This window comes from Streptomyces sp. NPDC058534, assembly GCF_042717365.1.
GTDB lineage: Bacteria > Actinomycetota > Actinomycetes > Streptomycetales > Streptomycetaceae > Streptomyces.
Window position 1 is genome coordinate 128,649 of the sequence record NZ_JBHXNW010000010.1, and the last position, 18,619, is coordinate 147,267.

Below are 18,619 nucleotides of genomic sequence, written 5' to 3' on the forward strand. Positions count from 1 at the left end.
CCCCACAGTGCTGCGCGGCATTTACCTGCCGCGCAGCACGGACGCCGCCGCGCTCGCCATGGCCACCTACGGCATCCCGCTGCTGGTCCTGGCCACCACCGACTCCGCAGCCCTGACCGGTCTCGCCTTCGCGCTGGAGTGGATCCCGCGACTGGGCGCGTTCGCTTTCGCCGGGGCCCTGGTCGACCGCCATGGCACCACCGCAGTGCTCCGCTATGCCTCGGTTGCCCGCGCCCTGGTCGTCCTGGCCGCCGCGTACCTCCTGCCGCAGCAGGAAGCGGGGCTCGGGGCGACGGTCACCGTCATGGTGCTCGCCGCGTCCACCGGGATCCTCACCGAGTGCTCGTACATCGCGGTCGAGACCGCGGGAGGGGTGGCCAGCCGTGAGGCTGGCGCCCGCGCGCACCGGGTGCAGTCGGTGCTGCTCGGCATCGACCAGGTCGCCACCCTCTCCGGCCCTGCCCTGGCCGGCCTCCTGCTCCAGTGGACCGGCGCCACCGGCATGCTGATGGTGCTCGCCGTCTTCTCGCTGCTCACCAGCGTCCTTGCCCCGCGCCAGTACATCGGCTCCGCGCCCGCCGCGGCGCAGCCCGTCGGCAAGGGACTGCGCACCGGATGGTCGACTCTGCGCGCGCTGCCGGCGCTCGGCTGGCTGGTGGCCGGACTGACCGTGTCCAACCTGGCCGTGGGCCTGCTGCAGGCCGCCGCCCCGGTGATCATTGTCAAGCAGCTCGGCCACACCACGGCCGACGTCGGGTTCATCTGGTCGGTTGCCGCCGCCGCCTCGCTCGGCGCGGTACTCCTGTGCCGCCGGGCGATCGACCGCTTCGGCCTGTGGCCGGTCGGCGTCGCCTCCGCCACGATCGCCGCCACCGCGTGCCTGGCCGTCTCCTTCGCCGACACGTACCACGCCTATCTCGCCCTGATCGCCGTCCTCATGGCCGGCGAGGGCGGCATGACCGTCGTGCTGCGCACCTTGCGCTCCCGCCTCATCCCCGCGGACGTGTTCGGCGCCACCCTCTCCCTGACGATCTTGCTGCTTCTGCTGCCCTTCCCGCTGGCCGGCGTCCTCGTCGCCCTCGTGCCGCCCGCCCAGCTCGGCCGCGTCGTCACCCTGTGCGCCGTGCTCCAGGCCGCGGGCCTGTTCACCGCCTTCGCCCGGCTGCGCGCCACGCCAGCCCTGCGCACTTCCTTTGCCTGACCGCGTAGGTCGCCTTCCTGCCCACCTCACGGAGACCCGCCATGCCCACGTCCCACGCCCCGGCCGAGCAGTCGGTCCTGCCGGTATCCCGACCGTCGTTTTGCGCAGGATCGCGGCCCACCCTGACCGACCGGTTCCTGGCCTTCGACGCCGAGCACCCGTACGTCTACCGCGCGCTGGAGCGCCTGACCGCCGAGCGGCTCGCCACGGGCGCCACACGGGTCGGGCTCAAGGCGCTGTTCGAGGACCTGCGCTGGCAGCTGCCCGCGGGCGTGCGCGGCCTGAACAACAACTTCACGTCCTTGTACGCCCGCAAGTTGATCGAGGACCACCCGCACTGGGCGTCAGCCTTCGAGCTGCGCCGCCGCCGCACCCCCTGACTCGGATACCTGCCTCAACCACCATTGCCTGCCACTGTTTGGAGCCTTGTTGTCCTCTCGCCCTGTCGTCCTGGTTGTCGCAGCCGCCGACATGGAGGCGCACGCGTACCGCGGGACCTGCCTTGCGAACGTCGCCGCCGTTTACGACGTCGTCCTGATCTCCGGCGCCGAGCCGACCTGGGAGAAGGAGTTCCTCCTCGACTACGCCATCGCCGACCCCACTGACCAGGCGGCCTTGGCCGCGGCCGGACGCGCGCTCGCCGAACGCTACGAGCTGGCCGGCGTGCTGACGTGGACCGAGTGGTACCTCGTCCCCGTCGCCCGTCTAGCCCGTCAGCTCGGCCTGCCCACCACAGCCCCGGAAGCGCTCCAGGGCTGCCGCAACAAGCACACCTCCCGGACCCTGTTCGCCCGCCACGGGGTGCCCTCCGCCATCTCCGTCGGTGTGCGCGCCGAGCGGGAGGCGGCCGATGCCGCCGCCCTGATCGGCTATCCCGTGGTTCTCAAGCCCGCAGCCCACGCCGCGAGCATGGGCGTCATCCGCGTCGACACCGCCAACGAGCTGCCGGCCGCGTACGCCTTCGCCGCGCAGACCGCCGGCCACGGCGTGGAGAGCACCCAGGTCCTGGTCGAGGAGTACCTCGACGGGGCGGAGGTGAGCGTCGAGTGCGTCACCCACCAGGGGCAGACCACCGTGGTCGCCGTCACCCGCAAGACCGTCGGCCTGGCCCCGTTCTTCGAGGAGCTGGCGCACGTGGTCGACGCGAACGACCCGCTGCTCGCCGACGTGGCCCCGGTCGCCGTCGCGGCCCTCGACGCCGTCGGCGTCACCGACGGCGTCAGCCACGTCGAGATCCGCATCGTCGACGGCCGCCCACGACTGATCGAGGTCAACGCGCGCATCGCCGGCGACATGATCGGCCACCTCGTCCACCTGGCCACCGGCGTCGACCTGGCCCACGCCGCCGCCGACATCGCCTGCGGAACGCCGCCCGACCTCACCCCAACACGCAGTCAAGCAGCGGCAATCCGGCTGATCTACCCCGCCTACTCCGGCACCCTCACCGAGCGCTGCCTGGACGCCGAGTTCACCGACAGCACCGACTGGCTCGAGCGCGTCCACTTCCACCGCGACGCCGGCGACAAGCTCGTGCTGCCGCCCAACAGCGACATGTTCAGCGCCCGCATCGGCTACCTGATCACTACCGGACCCAGCGCAGAAGTCGCCAAGAACCGTTCCACCCAGGCGTACCGCCACCTGTCCGTCCAGGTCACCCCCGCCTAGACCACCTGCCGCGCTCACGCGCCCGACCTCTATCCGGATGTTCCATTGACCGATCCCGACGCCGACATAGACGGCGACGTCTACGTCTTCCCCCGCTACCTCGCCGGCACGCAGTCGTCCCGCTCATCAACCGCGGCTGGAAGATCCAGCACCCCCGGTGGGGCGTCCTGGAACTGCAGACCCCCGACGGCATGGCAGGCATCGAGTACGCCCAGGGCCGACTCGACGCCGAGAAGGAACTCACCACGCTCCAGGCCCGCTGGTATCTGCGGTGCGGCCCCAAGAGCGGATATGCCCGGTGGTACGCCACCGCCTCCACGAACACCCCGACCCCACTGGTGACCGCCATCACCGCGAGCGTGTCCGACCCCGCGCCCCTGCCCCGCTGGAAGGACCAGATGCTGCGCGGCCTACGCGAGAACGCCCAGCTCGTCCCCGCCACCCAGCCGCCGCCCCCGGTTCCCACGCCACTCGACGTCCGGCGCGCCGCCCCGCGCAGGGCGCCCGCGCTGACCACGCGCAGCGTCCCGCGCTGGAGCACCACGACCACCCCGTCGGCAGCCCTGCCCGCCCGGCGCTCCGGCCCCCGCCGCTGAACGCCCAGATGCCCTTCGTCCGAGAGAGGCCATGTGGCCCTGCATGCAGAGCAGTTCTTCGATGACGTCCTTGAACTGTCCTTCTACCAGTACGCCATCGTCGGCGACGCCCTGTATGCAGCCCCGCAGCCGAACTCGCCGCTGCGGCTGCGGATCGACCTCGCCCCGACCATCCGCCACGGCGAGTACGACGGACTGCGCCTGCGCGTAATCCACCCCGAGCAGGGCGTCCTCGACACCACGATCCTCCGCTTCGCCGACCACAGCACCTTCGAGCGCCGAGATACTGCCCGCGGCCTGGCGCCCGGCCGCGACGGCTACGCCCTCATCCGTGACTGGCACGCCCACAGCAGCCAGCCGCCGTGGCACGGTGCGGACGGCACGGGCCTGCGCACGGCGATCGAGCAGTACGCCCAGTTCTGGTTTCCGCCACCCGCCACGCCCCGACCCTCGGCTCAACCCGTCGCGCAGCCCACGCCCACGCCCGGACCGGCGCCCCGTACTCGCTGAACCGGCCACCCCACTCCGGAGTCCTCGATGCCCTCGCCACGCTGGTTCCCCTCGCACCGCCGGCCACCACTGACGACCGCCGCACTCAGCCCGCCTCCGCCGTCCGGCCCGAACGGCTTCTGGCTCACCGACCCGGACTTCCGTGACCGGCTGCACAGTGCGACGCTGACCCTCCTCGACATCGTCGAGGACTGCCTGAACGATGACGTCCCGCTCACCGAGATCCTCGACGGTGCCCGGGACCACGCCGAGGACATGCTCGGCGTTCCCCGCACCTACGGCGTCCTCGTCGAAGCCGAGGCCGCGGCCCAGATCGTCCAGGCCGCCGGCCTGGACGCCGGATCGCCCTTCGGTCTGGCCACCGCCCAGGGCCTGGCCTGCATCGCGCAACTGGATGTCGAGCACCAACAGCAACTCGTCCGCGCTGCCGCCCGCCGCTACGCGATTACCGCATCCCCCCGTTCGGCCAGCGGACCGCCCGCTCCGCCCCCGCGCCCGGCGCCGGGCCGTTCCCGCTGACCCGTGATCCGCTTGCCCGCCTTGCCTATTCCCGCCTGTATCCCTTGGAGAGTTCCTTCTTGCGCATCCGTTCCGCTCGCACCGTCCCGGTTGCTGTGGCCGTCGCCGCCACGGTGACCGGTTCCCTGTCCTGGGCGCCGACTGCCTCGGCCCAGAGCACCGATCCCACCCCTTCCGCATCCGCGTCCTCGACTCCGCGCAGCGCGGCCGAGCGGGAATCCGGCGGCGTGGCCATCCTGAAGAAGGACCCCGGCGGCGACGTGCTCGCCGGCGCGTCCTTCGCCCTCTTCGACTCCGCGGGCAAGGAAGCCGCCAGCGGCAAGACCGACGCCCAAGGCAAGCTCGCCTTCCAGGACCTCGCACCGGGCGTCTACCGCCTCAAGGAGGTTTCCAGTGGCAGCAACCTGCACGACACGGTCGACGACCAGGACGTCATCGTCACCCCCGGCACCGACACACCGCTCACGATCGTCGACCCGTTCAAGGACGCCTCGGTCCTGCTGAAGGCCCAGGACGACAAGACCGGCAAACTCCTGGCCGGATCCACCGTCAACATCGGCAGCGGCGACAAGACCCTCCTCACGCTGACCACAGGCTCCGACGGAACGGCCACCGGCAAGCTGCCCATCAACTCCCGTACCGGCACCGACTTCTGGGTCAAGCAGATCAAGGCGCCCGCCGGCTACGACCTCTACAAGCCCTCGAAGGACTTCAAGGCCAAGCCGGGCGACCCGGTGACGGTCACCACGACCAACGCCAAGACAGCGACCACCCCGCCGCCGACAGAGAAGCCGACGGAGAAGCCAACCGACAAGCCCACAGAGAAGCCGAGCGACAAGCCCTTGCCGGGCAAGCCCGGCAAGGGCGAGGACACCCCAGCCCCATCCGACTCGGCCACCCCGGCCTCCGACGAGACCGCGTCGAGCACCGCAGCGCCCGCCCCCGAGGGTTCGCTCGCGCACACCGGCGCCGACGCCACCCCGTGGCTGATCGGCGGCGCCGGCCTCCTGATCGCCGCCGGCGGAGGCGCCCTCGTAGTAGCCCGCCGCCGTCGCACGGACGACGCCACCGACGAAAGCTAACCCCTGCCACAGCACTGCCGAAGGCCCCCGGAATCGCCGGCGCTTGGGTTCTAGGAGTCGTCGCAACACCCCAGTTCAAGGGGTGCGATGGAGTTCGAGATCCGCAAGGTGCGGACGGTGGGTCAAGGACCGAGGAAGCTGGTCCGTGAGCGGGAGGAATACTTCCGGCTCATGGACCAGGGCCTGAGCAGCACCGAAGCGTGCAGACGCGTCGGGATCAACATCCGGACCGGCAAGCGATGGCGTAACGGCCGTAACGCGTCCGGCAAACACAAGGCGGCACCACCGGCTCGTCGCACGGTGGTGCCGTCGTCTGGTCCGTCCCGGTATCTGCGTGAGGCGGACCGCATCCACATCGCCGACCGGCTGCGTGAGAAGGCATCGGTCCGGCAGATAGCCGCTGAGCTGGGCCGCAGCCCCTCCACGATCAGCCGGGAGATCCGCCGCAACGGCATGCCGCTGCGCGGCGACGCATCCCGCTGGGCCTACCGCCCCTTCGCCGCTCAGGCCCGTGCGGACGCCCGCCGGCCCCGGCCGAAGCCAGGAAAGATCAGCCGGAACCCCCGGCTGCGAACGTTCATCCAGGATCGCCTGGACCTACGGTGGAGCCCGGAGCAGATCTGCCAGGCTCTGCGGACACAGTTCCCAAGGCGCCCGGAGATGCACGTGGTCCACGAGACGGTCTACCAGGCCCTCTATGTCCAGGGCCGCGGTGAACTGCGCCGCGAACTGGCCCAGGCACTGCGGACCGGACGCGCCCGGCGCAAGCCTCGCCACCAGGCCCAGCAGCGCCGGACCCGCTTCCGCGACCCCATGGTGATGATCAGCGAGCGGCCCGCCGAAGCGGAGGACCGGGCGGTGCCCGGCCACTGGGAAGGCGACCTGATCATCGGCAAGGACGGCGCCTCCGCCATCGGCACCCTCGTGGAGCGCTCGACCCGCTACGTGCTGCTCCTGCACCTGCCGAACGGCCGGAGCACCGAGCTCGTCCGCGACGCCCTGGTGGAGACCGTGCAGACGTTGCCCGCCCACCTGAAGCGGTCCCTGACCTGGGACCAGGGCAGCGAGATGGGCCGCCATCGCGAGTTCACCGTCGCCACCGACATCCCGGTCTATTTCTGCGACCCGGCCAGCCCCTGGCAGCGCGGCTCGAACGAGAACACGAACGGCCTGCTGCGGCAGTACTTCCCGAAGGGGACCGACCTGTCCGTCCACAGCCGCGAGCACCTTGCCACCGTCGCCACCGAACTGAACGGCCGCCCACGCAAAACGCTCGACTGGGAAACCCCAGCCGAGCGCCTGCATAAACTGCTCGCGGCCTGATCAACACGACCACGTGTTGCGACGACCCCTAGAAACCGCCGCGGTTTCTAGGGGCCTTCGCGTGGGCGGACGGGCAGTCGGCGCCTGGCCAGCGCCCCCTCCGCCGCGCTGCTACCGGACCCGGAAGATGACCGCCAGGAGCCGTTCGGCGCGCGCCCGCACCTGCGGTTCGGGATGGGCCAGCGCCACGGTGAACAGCACCGTCAGCAACGCCAGAAAGGGACTGGAAAGGGCCGTGATCTGCACATCCATCGTCATGCGCAGGACGGTATCCCAAGTAGCCCTGACCTGCGCTTTCACTAATGTACCCACCCAAGGTGGTGTGAGTTAACTTAAAAGGGTCAATCCAACAGACGTGCTGGTCAGGCGTGTTGGGGTCTACCTCGCACCACGACTTGATGCGGCGCATCGTAACTGGACTGTTATCGGACTTACTTGAGGGGCGTCAGCCGGTCAAGCGTCGCCCTTTCGCAGAGCCGGGGTGCATCAGCAGGCAACTCCGGCCCTCTTCCATGCCGCCAGGACTTCATCGAGCGCCGCCCGCTTTTCCGGGCTGGTTCCTAGGCCGAGCGCGAGATGGGATACGAACTGGCGGGCGGCGGGCAGGTCGAGACTGAACACCGCGAGGACTCTCTCCAGGGCTTCGATGAGACCCTGCAGATCAGTGCCATGGACGGCGTCGAGGTAGTCCGGCAGTGCGCGGACCAGGCGTGCCCGGTCGTCGTCCCCGACGGCGGCGTTGATGAGTGCGGTGTGGCAGGTCCACACCGCTTCCAGGGCGTACGCGGGAAGGATCAGCACCCGTACGTTCTCGGGGCGGTGGTCAGTGGTGACGCAGTCGCGGACGTGATCGGCGCCGATCTGCCAGGGCAGGGCGGGAACCAGGCTCAGGGCGTCGCTGACCATCCGGGCGTCGCTGTTCCACGCGAAACTGCTGGGGAGTAGGACGGTTCGGTCGGCCGTAGCGACAGTTCTCTTCATGCGAGAGATCTGCCACCGTCCCGCGGTGGTCATTCTTCGTTGTCGCAAACCGACGTCCGTTGGTCACCTGTCGGCCTGGACTGTCACCGAAAACGCCCCGGTTGCGTGACGGCTCAAGGCTGCTCTCCTGCGGCCTCGGCGCGGGCAAGCTCCTTGAGCGCGACGCGGGCTGCGGGTGTGCCTGCCGGGTTTTGCCAGAAGGCGTGACCAGCGATCCGCTGTGAAAGCTGCAGCAGGAGGCGACGCTGCTCGGCCGCCCCGCGGTTGTCTCCATTCGCCAGCCGCCCGTACGTGAAGTACCAGGCGGTCTGCGTTGCGACGAGGTCTCGTGGGAAGGGGTGCCGAGTCATGCAACTATTAGAAACCCTGTTCGATTTTGGGACCAAGTCCTCGGGCGGCGAGTGTGGCGCGGGCTATGAGCGTGTGCCATCGAACACTGACCGACGCGATCTTGTGTCATCGAAGATTGATTGCGTTCGTCAGATGCCAGCAGCGCAACCGGGTCCGGCGCCGGCCTCGGGCCCTCGGAGGCGAGATCTCAGAGCCACGCTACCCACTCACGCGACCGAGAAGGGTCCGCCGCCTTCCCAGAAGTCGTTCGTGGCGTCGGACGTCTTTCGACGTGGTGGTGCGCACCCACAGGGGCGCGCCGATCACGATGCGGTGCCAGGCAGCGGAGCGCTCGTCGGGCCTCCACCGATCCCGGCTGAGGATCAGGTCGAGATACACCTCTGCGAACCACTCGCAGGACGCGGCTTCGTTCATGCGCAACCGTGCCAGGTAGGGCTCATCCCGGTTCGTGGGGCAGTCCTCGTAGTGCGCGGCAATCTTCAGGGCTTCCCGGGCGAGGTATTGCAGATCGTCGTCGCCGGTGGTGGGGTCACCTGGGGTGCCGCGGCGGCGGATGAGATCCATGACGGCGCTGGCCTCGGAGGAAGAGTGGCTGTCGTCGTACACCTCGGTCACCTGAAACGGGCGCAGGTGTTCCTTGCTACCGAACAGGCAGATGTCGACCTGGCGGCCGTCGGGGTCTTTTGCGCGGGTGTGCAGGACGACCGCGTTCGGGCCCGTGCCCATTCCGACGAAGGTGGAGAAGTGCACCGGGCCGAGCCCGCGTGTCCACGTAGCGGCGGGCGGGCGCGCGAACGACACCTCGGTCTCATCAGCGAGCGCGCGCGTGACCCTGTCGGCGAGCCGGGCACGGCCGGAGTTGAGTGACTCGGAGGCTTGGAGTTGACCGTTGAGGATTCCGAGGTTGACGCCCATCGTCCAGCGTGCCGCTGGTCCGACTCCGACGCCGTTGTCGCCGGCCACCATCTGGACCCGCCGGTTGGACCAGTACAGGAACTTCACCGCGCCTCCGACCCTGCGTCCGACTGCCCCGGAGTGCCCTGGACGCGACCAGTCTGCTCTCGTGTCCTGGCGCGCAACCGCTGTTCTCGACATCTCCGCCGTCATCAACGGGGATGTGTTACACACTGCGTCTGACTCGGCGGCATGATCAATCTCTAACGCTCCATCCACAGCACTACTGGTGAGACCCGATGCGGTACAGCATCGGCACACTCGTGACCAGGGATTTCACCGATCAAACTTCGGTGGCACGCGCTCAAGGTTCGACATCACAGGACACGGGCCTGGCCGGTTGGGAGCGGTCGGACCCCGGCTTACCGTGGACGGGCATCAATCTCTCCAGGGAGCACAACGAGTGACAGCGTCAATGGAGCGGCTCTGCGACTGGGTCGTCAACAAGGACGAGGTCTGGGTCCACGGCGACCGGATCACAGACGGCCACGTCGCTCTGGACATGCGCCTCACCCCGGGGCTTAACCCTGGCGAGGTCGCCCGGGACGGACAGTGGGTCCTCCGCAAGGCGCAGCCCTCACGCTGGGTGGCTGAACAGCACCCCGATCTCTCCGAGGTCATCCCCGGGTCGGCCGACGGCTCGGACTGGAGCGAAGCTGCCTGGTCGAGCTGGGTGACCCGCGGCCTGCGGATCGGCGCGCTGCGCGGCGCCGCAGTGGCCGTGGACCATGAGTGGCTCTCCCGCCTCCAACCCGGCTACCGGATCGAGGGGGCTCCCGGACACAGGTTCCTGCGGATCGTGACTAAGAAGCTTGAGCCGTCGCTGCTGACGGGCGGCGCCATGCACCGAACGGTGGTCGGTGTCGTCATGCCCGCCTCGGTCGGGGGTTCGGATGCGGTCCTGGAGGCCATCGTGCAGGACCTCACGTCTAGGTTGACCGGGTGAGTACGCCGCGCCCGCTTCCAGGTGATCCCTCCGACCTGCATCTGCGCATCTCCTTCGACGACGACCTCTGGGACACCCCGCAGGCGGACACGCTGGAGCGATGGAACGTGGCAGTCCTCCACCGTCGGCGCGTGCACGACGCAGCCCAAGGGCCAGCGGCCACGAGGAGCTGCGCCACCGCGGCGTGCTCCTCGTGCAGGGTTGAGGACACCACCGTGGGGTGGATGACGTTCTACCGGGTGCACCTCGATCGCGGCCGGAACGCCTATTGGGCCATGGAGGAGGAGTCGGAGGAGCTGTACGAGACCGCTCAGGTCCTCCTGGATCCCGAGACGGGCTCGTTCACCAGCGAGGTCAGCGAGCTGCTGGAGTACGTCGGTTCCGGGCTGCTCGTCATGGACCGGGTGACGCTGGAACCTGCGTGGCGTGGGCACGGTCTGGCGGCCGTACTCGGCTGCGAGGTGATCCATCGGCTCATGCTCGGCTGCCGGGCCGTTGCCTGCTCGCCCGGCGTCACCGACCTCAGCAGTCAGCGGCTGACGGATCGGTCCGAGTGGGAACGTGTGACCGCCAAGATCGCCCGGGGGTGGGAGAGCCTCGGGTTCCGCCTCTACCGGGACAACGTCTATCTGCTCTCGCCGGCCTCGCAGGATCTGGAGGAGCAGCGCGGGGCGCTTCGGGGGCGGCTCTCGGAACTCGGCGCCTCCTGGCGGACCCGGACGTCATGAGGGACGGGGCCGATGCGAGGCCCTCCACGGGAAGCTCCAGTAACGGCGGCGGGCCGGGGGCGCGCCCAGGTCTGGCGGCTCCTTCGGCGCCGGGGCGATCCTGTCGGGTTCCAGTCCGATCTTGTCCGGGTGAACACAGGTCGGCACGGTGCCGTTGCGGGTGTAGCGGTGCCCGTTCTCCGGATGAAACGGGGTCTCCCAGGACGGCCTGTTGTAGACCAGGAACTGCTCGCGCGGGTACCGGGTGGCCGGGCAGATCCCGCAGACCGGCCGCTTCGGATCCTCGGCGTCCGGATTGATGTACGGCGGTCCGGCGGGCTCCGGGATCTCCATAGCTGCCAGAGGGTAGCGGGCGCGCAGGAGGGCAGTTCGCCGGTGGCAGACAAGGAAGATCGCCCAAAGGACTGGTGGACACCGCAACGGCATGTCAACCTAAACGACCTTCCGGAAAACCCCAGTTCAGAGAGGTGATGCTGTGGCATTGGATGCGGCGCGACCCGGATTCGCCACCACAGTCGCGGCCCTACGGCTCCGCTCCTGGAAGCTCGGCGCCGGCCAGGCGATGGACGTGATCGACCAGTTCTCGCAGGCCGATTTCACCCACATCGTCGACGACCGTGCCGACGTGCACGTCAGCTCGCGCGACGGCCGGTTCTACCTCGGCTACTTCCCGAACGGCCGGCCCGGCGGCACCGACGAGGACTGGGTAACGGGCGAAGGCTGGGTCATCGCCGTGATCGGCACCGCGAGCGTCCCCGGCTACCGCATCGCCTTCGGCACGGACACGCCGGCAGAGATCGTCGCCGATGCGGTGGCCCGGATTCTGTCCACCTCCCGGCCCCTGTGACCGGCTCGTCCCTCCTCTCTCTACATACGCGACGCGTACCCTGCCCCTGCTCGCGCGGATTCGTCCGCTACCGCTAGGAGACCGCCTTGGACCCGCACTCGCCCGAGATGACCGTCGGCGACATCATCGACGCCCTGTCCGCCTTCGACCGTGGCACGACGGCCCGTCTCGCCATCAACCCCTTCTTCCCCATGTCACACCGCACGGGCGGCGTAGTGGAGTCGGTGGACGAGCATGGCCGGCCGATGGTCTACATCGCCGAGTCGCCGGAGGCCGAGCAGTTCGGTCCCCTGCCGCCCGCGGTGGCTGTCGCGCTGACCTGGCAGGGTCCGGTCGATGCTCCTGCGCGCCGCCGGCGCGGCGCGACCAGGCCGAACGACGGCCACTGAATCACCCCCGAACTGACGGAGGCGCCCCTGCACCCGCACCACCCCACCGATCCCACCCACCCCGCTGCGCCGGACCCGATGTACTGGGTCACCCCGCGTCACCTCGCTGGTGACGACGGCGTCCTCGCCGAGCGGATCGGTGACACCCTGACCGATCTCGGCTGGCGTATGTGGCCGACCTCCCGCAACTCCCTGCTCTACGTGAGCCCCGACGGACTGCGGGGCGCCGAGTGGATCCTCGCCGCCTACCCGTTCAAGCTGGGCGGCCTCCCGGTGGCCTGGCAGATTTCGGCCCGCCCGCACCCTGCGTCGGCGCTGACCGAGTGGAACGCGTACTTCACCGCCGGCGTGCCGCACGAGGCGCTCACCGGTTTCCTGCTCGCGCTCGACGCCAGCGAGACTCCCGACGCCGGGCTCGAGAACGCCGAGTCGGTGCTCGCCGCGCTCAACGCCCGAGGCTGGCTGCGGGACATGGACCGCCCGCGCACCGCTGCCACCGACCCGGGCTTCTCCACGAACGTCTCGCTGGAGATGCTGCCGCCGCTCATCCACGACGCCGACCCCCGCGACGACCTGCTGGGGTGGCAGGCGTGGTCGGAGCCCGTGCTCGGGGCGCCGTACCTGTGGTGTGCGAGCTTCAGCGCGAGCACCCCGCACGAGCTGGTCGCCGCCTTCGCGTCCTCGCTCGCCGCACCCGGTCCGGTGTCGCGGCGCACGCTGCCTGAAGCCGCGGAGGGCCGACTCACCGTCGTGCGCCGTAGCTGACGCCGGCGTGCAACTGTTCGCCTAGCGGACGTCACTCCAACTGCAAGGTCCGGCAGGCCATTTGACCTGCCGGGCCTTCTCTATGCGCGGTGTGGGGCCGAATCTCCGATGCTTGCTCGGCCCTACGGGAAGACGCCTCAGCTGGACTCTGTGGGAAGCAAGGTCCCCTTCGTCTCCTCGGCGAGGTGGCGCTTCACCCGATTCGCCGGCACGCGCGTGGCCGCGGCGATGTCCCTCAGCGAAGTCCGCCGCAGAGCCAGGGCGGATATCGCCTCGCTCAGGGCTGCCGTGTAGGCCGCCTCCGCAGACCGCAGCCTCTCCAATTCCGGTGTCACCGGGGTGATCGTGGCAGCTGCCGTGACGCCGACCAGCGCGAGCCCCTGCGTGACGTTCTCGTGCGTCGTCTTCAGCGTCCGACCGTGCCCGTACACCCCATACTCGGGGATGCTCACCACCCAGGTACGCCCCCGGCGCGTGGCCGTGCACTCGATGGTGTCGCTCACGCCGCACCCTCCAGGTCGTCGATGATCCGCTGCACGACTGTGTCCGGGACGGGATTGGGCAGCGCTACCTGCCGCCCACCGATCCGGTACAGCGTGTGCGTTTCGTTGCTTTCAACCGCAGCGATCGTGAGCCCGAGTCGCCGGGCCGCAGCGCGGATACGCAGCATCGATCCGCCTCCCTGTGCCCCGGCGCGCAGTGCCGCAGTTATCTCCTGCGCCTGCTTCCACTCCTGCACGCTGACGACCGACTCGTGCACGGCCTTCGGCGACCACACCCACTGCGAGATCGGGTTCAGCCTGGAGAACCCCTCCCGGCCGGTCCGGGTCGCCTTCCGGTTGTACACCTGATAGCCAGTCAATTTGGGGTTGGCGATCAGGCCCTCCACCCGGTTATGCGTCCACTGGCCGTCGATTGGATATTGCTCGGGATCTGAAGCGAGAATCGCGATGATGTCGGCGGCCTTCAAATGCTCCTCCCGCCGTAGACGGCACAACTCCCTTGCGGCGTCGAACCGGCGCGGGTCGGGGTGAGGAACGAGCTTTCGCTTGGGCCGCTCCGCACCGAACCGCCCCCGCTCCCGTACCGGAGCATTCTCGTCGATCACGGCTACGTACGGGTAAGGCGGATAACCATGGTTCCAGCCCTGGACGGCGTGCTGGAATTGCCCGCCCATCGACATCTCCATCAGGGTGGCTCGGTAGATCTCCGCATCGACCTGGCTGTACCGGCGAGTCCGGAGTCTCCCTGACTCAGTGCCGCCGGTCGGCTCATTCGCGTAGACGACCTCCACCCCGATCCGTTCCAGCTCGTGTTCCACGGTGAGGCTGGTGAGCATCGCTCGCGCTACGCGATCAGAGCGCTCGGCAAGGACGTGCGTGACACCTAGTTGCTCGGCACGGTCCACCAGGTCCTGCAGCCCACCATCTCGGGGGATCGGGACAGCAAGTGCGTCATACATCTCCTGTGTACCGAGTCCTCGAAGTTCCGGGGGAAGCATGCCCGACTCGACGTCCCAGAAGTGCGCCACGAATTCCTCACGTTCTTCCAGGCGCTCAGAGGCCAGAGCCACCTGCCGAGGGAGGGATGAAGCGGGGTTTTGGTTGTCCTTTGTGGAGACGCGGCCGACGAATACCGGCCGACGAGGCCGCAAGTCCACGCGTATGGAATTCGGCAAGTCGGAGAGGTCGATCGGCGGTCCGAAGTGTGAGGTCATCAATTCCCAGGGGTAGGTGGGCATACCGAATGAGGCGAGTTGGGGTGGGCGTCGGGAGGGAGGTGAGTTCTCTGACTCCTGGCGCCCACCCAGGTGGTGCGGTGCGGTTGGAACCGCAGGCCGAGGATGATCAGCGGGAGGCGTGAGTCTTGTTCACGGCTAGCCCGAGGTGTGCGTCCACCAGGCCGGGCGAGCCGGAGACGATCACCAGGATGTTGCCGGTGCGGATTGCCGTTTGCTTGACGACGCTGCGCTGCCCGCCGGCGGTGAAGGTGAGCAGTTGGCTCCACTGCTCGTCGCCGAGCTCCGGCGCGGTCGACTTAGCGGTGCCCATGTCGACCAGCGTGCTGCCCGACGCCACCTGATAGGAGGGGCAGGAGAGCATCGCGTCGAAGACCTTCCCGATGCCGCTGGACAGTTTCACCGGGCTGTCGCTGTACAGCTCCTCGCTCACCTCGGAGGTGCTGCTGGCGGTGTAGGTGAAGGCCACCTTCGCCTTGCGGGCGAAGTCGAGACCGGAGCCGGTGGCCGTGTCGCCGCCGAGCTTCTCCAGCGCCGGGCAGCCGATCACGGTCACGTCGTCGTTGTGGCGCGGGGCCTCGGGCTTGCGGGTGTAGCCCTCGCCCAGGTCGCTCTCGTTCAGCAGCCGCTGGTTCAGCTGAGTCGACGACAGCGGCACAGATGCCGAGGGCGTGCCGCCGTCCCGGTGCGCGGGGGCGGAGGAATGGGTGGACTCGGCAGGGCCGGCGCAACCGGTCAGGGCGAGGACGGTGCAGACAGCACTGAGGCCGAGGAGGGTCGTGGTGGAACGGCGCATGCGGAAACCCCTTGGTGATGCGAGACGGATGGTCTGACCGGATCGGCCCTCCGGGTGCCGATGAACGCAGGGGTAGGGGAAGGGGGTTTCGCGAATTTCAGTGGCCGAGGTGACGCAGGCCGTCTTCGAGGGTGGGGTGGAAGTGGTCGACCGGACCGGAGTTGCGGTTGTACCAGGCCGTGTCCAGCCGGGTCTCCCGCGCCTCGTGGCCGGCCTCGCAGCGCAGCCACACCGAGTCGTCGCGCATGTTGAAGACGATCCAGTTCCGGTACGCACCGCAGTGGCACGCGTGGACTTCGCCGTCGACGACGAGCGGCAGGTCCCAGCGCATCATGAAGCCCGAGACGTCCTGGCGGCACGGTGCCCGGAACTCCGGCGGCAAGAAGTCGGGCACCACCGTGGCGTCGGTCGGCGCGGCCGGGGCCGGCGCAGCGGCCGGGACGGGAGCCTCGGGCCACTCGGTGTGCACGGCCAGCAGCGCCTGGCCGGCACGCTGGGCATCACGGAACTCTCGGTCCGCTCGGTTGCGTCGGAACATGCCGTCTCCATCTCTGTCGTCTCGCCTGCACGAGGAGAGTGCCGCAAGTCGCTGACCTGCTGCAACTCTAGAATTCGTGAACTCGGACCGAGGATTCCGGGCGGTCGCCTGGACGAGGCGGAGAGAGCCGAGCCTTCATTACAGATGCGTTGCGTCCCGTATCGGCGGACGCGTTGCGGGGTTGTCCTGGTATGCCCAGCTCCCCTTCGCCCGTCTCACCGCAGCTGCGCGGCTCCTACTGGATGGACTCGCCGTTCCTGTCGCATACCCCTGGCTGTGCGTGCGGCGGTACGCGCGAGGTGACGTCGGCACCGGCTCGTCGTCGAGTGCCGACCGCGCGCACCATCATGCTGTGCATCGCGGGCGCCACGGTGGCCATCGCGGTGGTCGCCGTCCTGGTCTGAAGACCTTCCTCACCGTTGGTGCTCACGTGTGCTGTCGGTCGCCGTACCCGGCCTGTGGGGCGGCGCGGTGCGCGTCTGGCCGCGGTGCGTTGCCGGTGTCGTGCGCTTGGCCTGGCTCGGAGGCATCGCGGAGGCGTCAGCGGGCAGGTCTGCCATCCGCCGCAGTCGCCACACGAGGACATCACTGATCGACTCGGCGGTGTCCAGCTCTCGCCGCTCGGCTGCCTCGGCCAGGAGCGCGGCCGGGTCGTGCCCGGCGCTCTCGACGTCGGCGAGCGTGGCGGCCAGGGCGTACCAGCCCGACTCGGCGAGGACCTGCTCGGCCAGCTCCGGCACCGCCCGGCGAAGGTAGGCGGTCTGCTTGCGCCGTAGGGGCTGGGACATGTTCCGACCACGCTGGTGCATGGGGCCCAGGTACATCGGTGCGGCGGCCTGGTAGGCGGCGCGCAGATGCTCGGCGGCCTGGCGGGCAGCAGCGGCCTGCTGGGCGTGCTCCTTCTTCCCGTGCCAGTGGGCGGCAGCGAGGACGAAGAAGATGGCCATGTCGATCAGCATGGCGGTGGTGGCGCCGTCCTCCCCGCGGCCGAGCGCGGGCCCGCCGTGGGCAAGGTTCCGGGCAGCCTGCCGCAGGGCGCGGTCGTGGCCCCGCTCGGCCCGGATGTGGGAACGGGAGGCCCGCTCGAACGCCCAGGCGGCTTCTCGCAGTTCACGGCGGGTGTGTGCGGCCGAGGTCTTGGCCAGCGCGTCGAGCATCTCGCCGCCCGCGGCGATGAGCGCGGAGATCGGTGCGTCGTCGCCCTGGTCGATGATGAGTACGGCCTGCCAGGACGCCGACGTCGCCTGGCGGCGTGCGGTCGAGGGAGTGACGCGTGGCGAACCAGCCGAACGATCTGTGTCGGAGGCGTGGCCGTCAGCGGCATCGCTGGCCCACCGTTCACGGATGCGAGGCAGGGAGAGGTCAGGGGCGAGTTTCGAGCCGGGATAGAACACAGGCTCGCCATCCTTGTTGAGGTCGTCGGTGAGGGCGACCTTGTAGCCGAGGAGGTCGCCGGAGGGCGCGACGCGCTTTTCGACCAGGACGCCGGCAGCGGTCAGGCGGTCGAAGAACTCTCCTTCGCTCTGTACGCCGGCGACAGCGCGGCGCACCGTCTCGCGCAGCTCCTCACGAGCGGTCCGCTTCCGGCCCTGGCGTTCGGCCTTGTGGCGCTCGGCGCTGGTGGGCCTCTTCGCCGCAGTGCCGTCCCCAGGATTGACTCGCTGCAAGTCGTATTCGACTTCAAGGAGACGGGCCTCGGCGTGGGCGCGTTTCCCGGAGAAATGGTGGTCGGGACGGCGGCCGTCCTCGCGGACGAGGGTCGCGATGATGTGGATGTGGTCATCGGCGTGCCGGACTGCCGCCCAGCGGCAGCCCGCACCGTCGCCCGGGTCGATGCCGGTCGCGGCCACCATGCGGCGCGCAATGTCTCCCCACTCCTCGTCGGACAGGATGCGGTCCTCGACGGCGTTGCGTACGGACAGATGCCACACGTGGTTCTCGGGGCGCTGGTCGGGGGCGAGGATCTGCAAGGGCTGGTCGAGGAGCTGCTGGAGGTCCCGCTTCGTCGCACCCGGGTTGCGGCCGGGGTCGGGGGCCATGCCGTCGAAGGAGGCAACCAGGTGAGGGTCGATGTGCTCCTCGCGAGTGCCCTTGCCGTAGAGGTAGTTGAGCAGACCGAGGGTCTCGCTGCCTTGCTTGTGCACCTTGGGGATCAAGCCGCCTCGCCCACTTGCCGGTTGGCGACCCGGTCAGCGGCAACCTGCACCGACTTGGCCGCCCGCTGAATGTCGGCGATGACCGTCGCCAGGTGAGGAACCTCGCCGCCGGTGTTGAGGGCCTTGGCGACCTGGTTGAGATTGCTGCCGGCCCAGCCGAGCTGCCGGCGCGCGGCGAACAGCTCAGTGAGCACATCGCGTTCGGTGGCAATGGCCACGGCAGTGCGCGACTGGTCGCGGGACATGGCCAGGCCGGCGTACGCGAGGAAGCCCGCCGTGCTCATGCCGACGGCGTCTGCACCCCCTTGGATGAGGGCGTGCTCGGTTTCGTTGAGGCGGACGCTGTGGGCGCGACGCTGCTTCTTGTCGCGCGGGCGCGACTTCCCCTTGGCCCGCCCGGAACGGGTGGGCCCTGGCTGCGATCCGCCCTCGGTCGCAGCCCTCCCCCACCCAGCACCCCAGAGAGGTTGTGTGTGCCCCCCCCCACCGGAGGGGGGGTGTGTGGGGGGGTGAGAGCACCGCGGCGAGAGCGAC

The 18,619-nt window shown here is 69.4% G+C and carries 24 protein-coding genes; 14 read left to right on the forward strand and 10 right to left on the reverse strand.

Going from position 1 to position 18,619, the window contains the following annotated elements; all coding sequences use genetic code 11:
- Positions 1-7 precede the first annotated feature (7 nt).
- The 8 genes from ACFWR9_RS08590 (at position 8) to ACFWR9_RS08625 (ending at position 6,896) form a co-directional block, all read left to right on the forward strand.
- On the forward strand, positions 8-1,201 hold the full coding sequence (locus ACFWR9_RS08590) for an MFS transporter (RefSeq protein ID WP_383837635.1): 1,194 nt from the start codon (positions 8-10) through the stop codon (positions 1,199-1,201).
- Positions 1,202-1,242: 41 nt separating this feature from the next.
- Positions 1,243-1,581 (forward strand): hypothetical protein, encoded by a 339-nt coding sequence (locus tag ACFWR9_RS08595; protein WP_383837551.1) that lies wholly within the window; start codon positions 1,243-1,245, stop codon positions 1,579-1,581.
- 91 nt (positions 1,582-1,672) lie between these two features.
- Positions 1,673-2,866 (forward strand): ATP-grasp domain-containing protein, encoded by a 1,194-nt coding sequence (locus tag ACFWR9_RS08600; RefSeq protein ID WP_383837638.1) that lies wholly within the window; start codon positions 1,673-1,675, stop codon positions 2,864-2,866.
- Positions 2,867-3,057: 191 nt separating this feature from the next.
- Positions 3,058-3,462 carry a DUF317 domain-containing protein gene (locus ACFWR9_RS08605; protein WP_383837554.1) on the forward strand — a complete coding sequence of 135 codons (405 nt, stop codon included), beginning with the start codon at positions 3,058-3,060 and terminating at the stop codon, positions 3,460-3,462.
- A 33-nt stretch (positions 3,463-3,495) separates the two neighbouring features.
- A complete protein-coding gene (locus tag ACFWR9_RS08610; protein ID WP_383837557.1) occupies positions 3,496-3,972 on the forward strand; it encodes a hypothetical protein in 477 nt (158 codons plus the stop codon).
- A gap of 27 nt (positions 3,973-3,999) precedes the next feature.
- Positions 4,000-4,491, forward strand: a complete 492-nt coding sequence (locus tag ACFWR9_RS08615) for a hypothetical protein (protein ID WP_383837560.1) — start codon at positions 4,000-4,002, stop codon at positions 4,489-4,491.
- A 59-nt stretch (positions 4,492-4,550) separates the two neighbouring features.
- Positions 4,551-5,573, forward strand: coding sequence for a SpaA isopeptide-forming pilin-related protein (locus ACFWR9_RS08620; RefSeq protein ID WP_383837563.1), 1,023 nt, complete (start codon positions 4,551-4,553; stop codon positions 5,571-5,573).
- A gap of 183 nt (positions 5,574-5,756) precedes the next feature.
- Positions 5,757-6,896, forward strand: coding sequence for an IS30 family transposase (locus tag ACFWR9_RS08625; RefSeq protein WP_383837641.1), 1,140 nt, complete (start codon positions 5,757-5,759; stop codon positions 6,894-6,896).
- A 111-nt stretch (positions 6,897-7,007) separates the two neighbouring features.
- Here ACFWR9_RS08625 and ACFWR9_RS08630 read toward each other — a convergent pair whose 3' ends face one another.
- The 3 genes from ACFWR9_RS08630 to ACFWR9_RS08640 all read right to left on the reverse strand — a co-directional run bounded on the left by ACFWR9_RS08630 (position 7,008) and on the right by ACFWR9_RS08640 (position 9,230).
- A complete protein-coding gene (locus ACFWR9_RS08630) occupies positions 7,008-7,154 on the reverse strand; it encodes a hypothetical protein (RefSeq protein ID WP_351344211.1) in 147 nt (48 codons plus the stop codon).
- Between the two features lie 228 nt (positions 7,155-7,382).
- Positions 7,383-7,802, reverse strand: a complete 420-nt coding sequence (locus ACFWR9_RS08635; RefSeq protein WP_383837566.1) for a hypothetical protein — start codon at positions 7,800-7,802, stop codon at positions 7,383-7,385.
- A gap of 624 nt (positions 7,803-8,426) precedes the next feature.
- Positions 8,427-9,230 carry a DUF7019 family protein gene (locus tag ACFWR9_RS08640; protein WP_383837569.1) on the reverse strand — a complete coding sequence of 268 codons (804 nt, stop codon included), beginning with the start codon at positions 9,228-9,230 and terminating at the stop codon, positions 8,427-8,429.
- A gap of 355 nt (positions 9,231-9,585) precedes the next feature.
- Here ACFWR9_RS08640 and ACFWR9_RS08645 point away from each other — a divergent pair, with 355 nt between their 5' ends.
- Complete coding sequence (locus tag ACFWR9_RS08645; RefSeq protein WP_383837572.1) at positions 9,586-10,128, forward strand: hypothetical protein; 543 nt, start codon at positions 9,586-9,588, stop codon at positions 10,126-10,128.
- Positions 10,125-10,856 (forward strand): hypothetical protein, encoded by a 732-nt coding sequence (locus tag ACFWR9_RS08650; RefSeq protein ID WP_383837575.1) that lies wholly within the window; start codon positions 10,125-10,127, stop codon positions 10,854-10,856. Before ACFWR9_RS08645 ends, ACFWR9_RS08650 begins: the two co-directional genes overlap by 4 nt.
- Here the strand turns inward: ACFWR9_RS08650 and ACFWR9_RS08655 are convergent.
- Entirely contained in the window at positions 10,851-11,189 is a 339-nt protein-coding gene (locus ACFWR9_RS08655) for a hypothetical protein (RefSeq protein WP_383837578.1), read from the reverse strand. The two genes, ACFWR9_RS08650 and ACFWR9_RS08655, sit on opposite strands and share 6 nt — an antisense overlap.
- A gap of 142 nt (positions 11,190-11,331) precedes the next feature.
- Between ACFWR9_RS08655 and ACFWR9_RS08660 the strand changes: the two genes are divergently transcribed.
- From ACFWR9_RS08660 to ACFWR9_RS08670, 3 genes are all read left to right on the forward strand, one after another.
- Positions 11,332-11,703, forward strand: a complete 372-nt coding sequence (locus ACFWR9_RS08660; RefSeq protein WP_383837581.1) for a DUF317 domain-containing protein — start codon at positions 11,332-11,334, stop codon at positions 11,701-11,703.
- Positions 11,704-11,810: 107 nt separating this feature from the next.
- On the forward strand, positions 11,811-12,092 hold the full coding sequence (locus tag ACFWR9_RS08665; protein WP_383837644.1) for a hypothetical protein: 282 nt from the start codon (positions 11,811-11,813) through the stop codon (positions 12,090-12,092).
- Between the two features lie 78 nt (positions 12,093-12,170).
- Positions 12,171-12,857 (forward strand): DUF317 domain-containing protein, encoded by a 687-nt coding sequence (locus ACFWR9_RS08670; RefSeq protein WP_383837584.1) that lies wholly within the window; start codon positions 12,171-12,173, stop codon positions 12,855-12,857.
- 137 nt (positions 12,858-12,994) lie between these two features.
- Here the strand turns inward: ACFWR9_RS08670 and ACFWR9_RS08675 are convergent, their stop codons facing one another.
- The 4 genes from ACFWR9_RS08675 to ACFWR9_RS08690 form a co-directional block, all read right to left on the reverse strand.
- On the reverse strand, positions 12,995-13,360 hold the full coding sequence (locus ACFWR9_RS08675; protein WP_383837587.1) for a hypothetical protein: 366 nt from the start codon (positions 13,358-13,360) through the stop codon (positions 12,995-12,997).
- A complete protein-coding gene (locus tag ACFWR9_RS08680; protein WP_383837590.1) occupies positions 13,357-14,598 on the reverse strand; it encodes a recombinase family protein in 1,242 nt (413 codons plus the stop codon). The genes ACFWR9_RS08675 and ACFWR9_RS08680 overlap by 4 nt, the downstream gene beginning before the upstream one ends.
- Positions 14,599-14,704: 106 nt before the next feature.
- Complete coding sequence (locus ACFWR9_RS08685; RefSeq protein ID WP_383837593.1) at positions 14,705-15,391, reverse strand: hypothetical protein; 687 nt, start codon at positions 15,389-15,391, stop codon at positions 14,705-14,707.
- A gap of 97 nt (positions 15,392-15,488) precedes the next feature.
- Positions 15,489-15,929: a hypothetical protein gene (locus ACFWR9_RS08690; RefSeq protein ID WP_383837596.1), complete on the reverse strand. Its 441-nt coding sequence runs from the start codon at positions 15,927-15,929 to the stop codon at positions 15,489-15,491.
- A gap of 191 nt (positions 15,930-16,120) precedes the next feature.
- On the opposite strand from ACFWR9_RS08690, the gene ACFWR9_RS08695 reads away from it, so the two are divergent.
- Positions 16,121-16,333: a hypothetical protein gene (locus ACFWR9_RS08695; protein ID WP_383837599.1), complete on the forward strand. Its 213-nt coding sequence runs from the start codon at positions 16,121-16,123 to the stop codon at positions 16,331-16,333.
- 9 nt (positions 16,334-16,342) lie between these two features.
- On the opposite strand, the gene ACFWR9_RS08700 is transcribed toward ACFWR9_RS08695, so the two are convergent.
- Complete coding sequence (locus tag ACFWR9_RS08700; RefSeq protein ID WP_383837602.1) at positions 16,343-18,085, reverse strand: relaxase/mobilization nuclease domain-containing protein; 1,743 nt, start codon at positions 18,083-18,085, stop codon at positions 16,343-16,345.
- Positions 18,082-18,619 (reverse strand): plasmid mobilization protein (locus ACFWR9_RS08705; RefSeq protein WP_383837605.1); only part of this gene is annotated, 538 nt, incomplete at its 5' end. The genes ACFWR9_RS08705 and ACFWR9_RS08700, both read right to left, overlap by 4 nt.

What these genes read in the sequence shown, in the direction of transcription:
- ACFWR9_RS08595 (WP_383837551.1), top strand. Translation starts at nt 1,243, where the DNA reads ATGCCCACGTCCCACGCCCCGGCCGAGCAGTCGGTCCTGCCGGTATCC.
- ACFWR9_RS08600 (WP_383837638.1), top strand. Translation starts at nt 1,673, where the DNA reads ATGGAGGCGCACGCGTACCGCGGGACCTGCCTTGCGAACGTCGCCGCC.
- ACFWR9_RS08605 (WP_383837554.1), top strand. Translation starts at nt 3,058, where the DNA reads ATGGCAGGCATCGAGTACGCCCAGGGCCGACTCGACGCCGAGAAGGAA.
- ACFWR9_RS08615 (WP_383837560.1), top strand. Translation starts at nt 4,000, where the DNA reads ATGCCCTCGCCACGCTGGTTCCCCTCGCACCGCCGGCCACCACTGACG.
- ACFWR9_RS08630 (WP_351344211.1), bottom strand. Translation starts at nt 7,154, where the DNA reads ATGACGATGGATGTGCAGATCACGGCCCTTTCCAGTCCCTTTCTGGCG.
- ACFWR9_RS08635 (WP_383837566.1), bottom strand. Translation starts at nt 7,802, where the DNA reads ATGGTCAGCGACGCCCTGAGCCTGGTTCCCGCCCTGCCCTGGCAGATC.
- ACFWR9_RS08655 (WP_383837578.1), bottom strand. Translation starts at nt 11,189, where the DNA reads ATGGAGATCCCGGAGCCCGCCGGACCGCCGTACATCAATCCGGACGCC.
- ACFWR9_RS08665 (WP_383837644.1), top strand. Translation starts at nt 11,811, where the DNA reads ATGACCGTCGGCGACATCATCGACGCCCTGTCCGCCTTCGACCGTGGC.
- ACFWR9_RS08670 (WP_383837584.1), top strand. Translation starts at nt 12,171, where the DNA reads ATGTACTGGGTCACCCCGCGTCACCTCGCTGGTGACGACGGCGTCCTC.
- ACFWR9_RS08680 (WP_383837590.1), bottom strand. Translation starts at nt 14,598, where the DNA reads ATGCCCACCTACCCCTGGGAATTGATGACCTCACACTTCGGACCGCCG.
- ACFWR9_RS08685 (WP_383837593.1), bottom strand. Translation starts at nt 15,391, where the DNA reads ATGCGCCGTTCCACCACGACCCTCCTCGGCCTCAGTGCTGTCTGCACC.
- ACFWR9_RS08690 (WP_383837596.1), bottom strand. Translation starts at nt 15,929, where the DNA reads ATGTTCCGACGCAACCGAGCGGACCGAGAGTTCCGTGATGCCCAGCGT.
- ACFWR9_RS08695 (WP_383837599.1), top strand. Translation starts at nt 16,121, where the DNA reads ATGCCCAGCTCCCCTTCGCCCGTCTCACCGCAGCTGCGCGGCTCCTAC.